Source organism: Sphingomonas segetis (assembly GCF_009720245.1).
Classification (GTDB): domain Bacteria; phylum Pseudomonadota; class Alphaproteobacteria; order Sphingomonadales; family Sphingomonadaceae; genus Sphingomicrobium; species Sphingomicrobium segetis.
On the sequence record NZ_WJSQ01000259.1, the window covers coordinates 1 to 2069 of the forward strand.

General features: G+C 65.6%; 5 protein-coding genes. All 5 read right to left on the bottom strand.

Going from position 1 to position 2069, the window contains the following annotated elements:
* Positions 1–265: FAD-dependent oxidoreductase (locus GH737_RS14560; protein ID WP_155265484.1), on the bottom strand; the 265-nt coding region annotated here is incomplete at its 3' end.
* Between the two features lie 25 nt (positions 266–290).
* Entirely contained in the window at positions 291–830 is a 540-nt protein-coding gene (gene hslV / locus GH737_RS14565; RefSeq protein ID WP_155265488.1) for an ATP-dependent protease subunit HslV, read from the bottom strand.
* A gap of 23 nt (positions 831–853) precedes the next feature.
* Complete coding sequence (locus GH737_RS14570; protein WP_155265485.1) at positions 854–1432, bottom strand: TMEM175 family protein; 579 nt, start codon at positions 1430–1432, stop codon at positions 854–856.
* Positions 1429–1662 (bottom strand): hypothetical protein, encoded by a 234-nt coding sequence (locus tag GH737_RS14575; RefSeq protein WP_155265486.1) that lies wholly within the window; start codon positions 1660–1662, stop codon positions 1429–1431. The genes GH737_RS14570 and GH737_RS14575 overlap by 4 nt, the downstream gene beginning before the upstream one ends.
* A 65-nt stretch (positions 1663–1727) precedes the next feature.
* Positions 1728–2069: hypothetical protein (locus GH737_RS15925; protein ID WP_230558844.1), on the bottom strand; the 342-nt coding region annotated here is incomplete at its 5' end.

Here is a 2069-nt window from a genome sequence, read left to right on the forward strand (position 1 = left end):
TGCCCCAGCTCAAGGTAATGCCGCCGCCGCCGTGGCCGTAATTGTGCACCAGCCGCTTGTCGCCAAGCGCCTCGGCGCGGACCACGAAGCCGCTGCGCCGGTACGGGCGCAGCCCGGCGACGGCGCGGATCAGGCGGCTCGGATCAGCCTCGACCGGTGCGAGCGGGTTACAGTCGCTGACCGTGCGCGTGCCCACGCCGGTCGTCGCGCAGCCAGTGAGCAAGGCGGCTGAGCCTGCGGCAAAGGTTCGGCGGTCGAGGAGCATTCGGCTTGACTAGCCGCCGCTCGGGCTATGCTTCAACCGTCTCGATCGTCAGCCGGTCGTTGGTGAAGACGCAGACCTCGGCCGCGATCTGCATGGCGCGGCGGGCAAGGATCTCGGGATCCTGTTCGTAATCGGCCAGGGCCTTGGCGGCGGACAACGCGTAATTGCCGCCCGAGCCGATCGCGGCGATTCCGCCTTCGGGCTCGAGCACGTCGCCGTTGCCGGTCAGGATCAGCATCTGCTCGGCGTCGGCGACGATCATCAGCGCCTCGAGGTTGCGCAGATATTTGTCCGTCCGCCAGTCCTTGGCGAGCTCGACCGCCGCGCGCAGCAGCTGGCCATTATATTGCTCGAGCTTCTTCTCGAGCCGCTCGAACAAAGTGAAGGCGTCGGCGGTCGCACCGGCGAAGCCGCCGATCACCTTGCCGTCCGCGCCGATGCGCCGGACCTTCTTGGCGTTGGGCTTCATCACCGTGTTGCCCATGCTGACCTGGCCGTCGCCGGCGATGACGGTCCTGCCGCCCTTCTTGACGCCGAGGATCGTGGTTCCGTGATATTGTTCCATGCTGCTGAGGTGGGTTGCCGGAGTCAGCGCTGCAAGCGGCGCTCGAAACGGCGGTCGGGAATCAGCCACGTGGCGGCCACTCCGACATAAAGCGCGATCGACACAAGCGGTGACAGCCAGAAGGCGGCGGCAATGCCCCCTGCGTAGGCGAGCGCGCTCACCCATTCCTTGGTTTTCGAGCCCACCGCCTGGGCGACGACGGAGCCATCGCCTTCGGCGCGGATCAGCGCCTTTTCGAGCAGGAGGTAGGCAATCGCCGCCATCAGCAGCACGAAGCCGAACGCCGCGACCGGGAAGCTGGTCACGCCGCGTTCGTCGACCCAGCGGATCACGAACGGGAACAGGCTGAGCCAGAACAGCAGGTGGAGGTTCGACCACAGGACGCGCCCGTCGACGCGCTTCGCCGTCTGCATCATGTGGTGATGGTTGTTCCAGTAGATGCCGACATAGATGAAGGACAGCACATAGGCGCCGAAGATCGGCAGTACCGGACGCAGCGCTTCGAACCCCGAGCCTTCCGGCACCCGCATCTCGAGCACCATGATGGTGATGATGATCGCGACGACGCCGTCGGTGAACGCGTTGAGGCGGCCGGGTTTCATAATCTGCCGAGCGCTCCCCCGCCTGTTGTTCCGAGCAGCCTATGCGACGAAGCAATCGAGAGGAAGAATTTTGAATCACGCGAAGCCGCGAAGAACGCGAAGTAGAAATTGTCGCGCAGATTCGCGGAGACGCAGAGCGGCCGAGGATCGGACATGCGGCAGCACTTGGATTCATTCGGCAGCACCGGCGCGAGCAGTCCGGATTTTTGCTGCCGCACGCGCTTTACCAACGTCTCTGCGCCTCTGCGCCTCTGCGCGAGAACCGCTTTCGCGTTCTTCGCGGCTTCGCGTGAGATTATTTTCCTTCCCTGTTCGGATCGATCGCCCCCTGGGCCTTCACCCATCTGATCAGCTCGTCGAGCTGGATGGCTTGCTCGGTGGCGAGGAGGGCGTCGGGGTCAGGAAGTCCGTTTTCGCGGGCGGCTCGAGCAGCTCCGCCGGGGGCAGCGGGTAGGCCGGGCATTGGCGCTGCTCCGCCAGCGCCGGGATCGGCTGCGGCGACTGCGGTCTTCCCGCGCAGGCGCTGAGCAAGAGAGCGAGCGGCGGCAAGGCGCGATTGATAGTCATTCGAAATCCTTTCGTTGACGGCGCGTTGTTCGGCGGCGACGCGGCCGAGGTTCGCGCGATCCGCGGCGCG

What these genes read in the sequence shown, in the direction of transcription:
- GH737_RS14570 (WP_155265485.1), bottom strand. Translation starts at nt 1,432, where the DNA reads ATGAAACCCGGCCGCCTCAACGCGTTCACCGACGGCGTCGTCGCGATC.
- hslV (WP_155265488.1), bottom strand. Translation starts at nt 830, where the DNA reads ATGGAACAATATCACGGAACCACGATCCTCGGCGTCAAGAAGGGCGGC.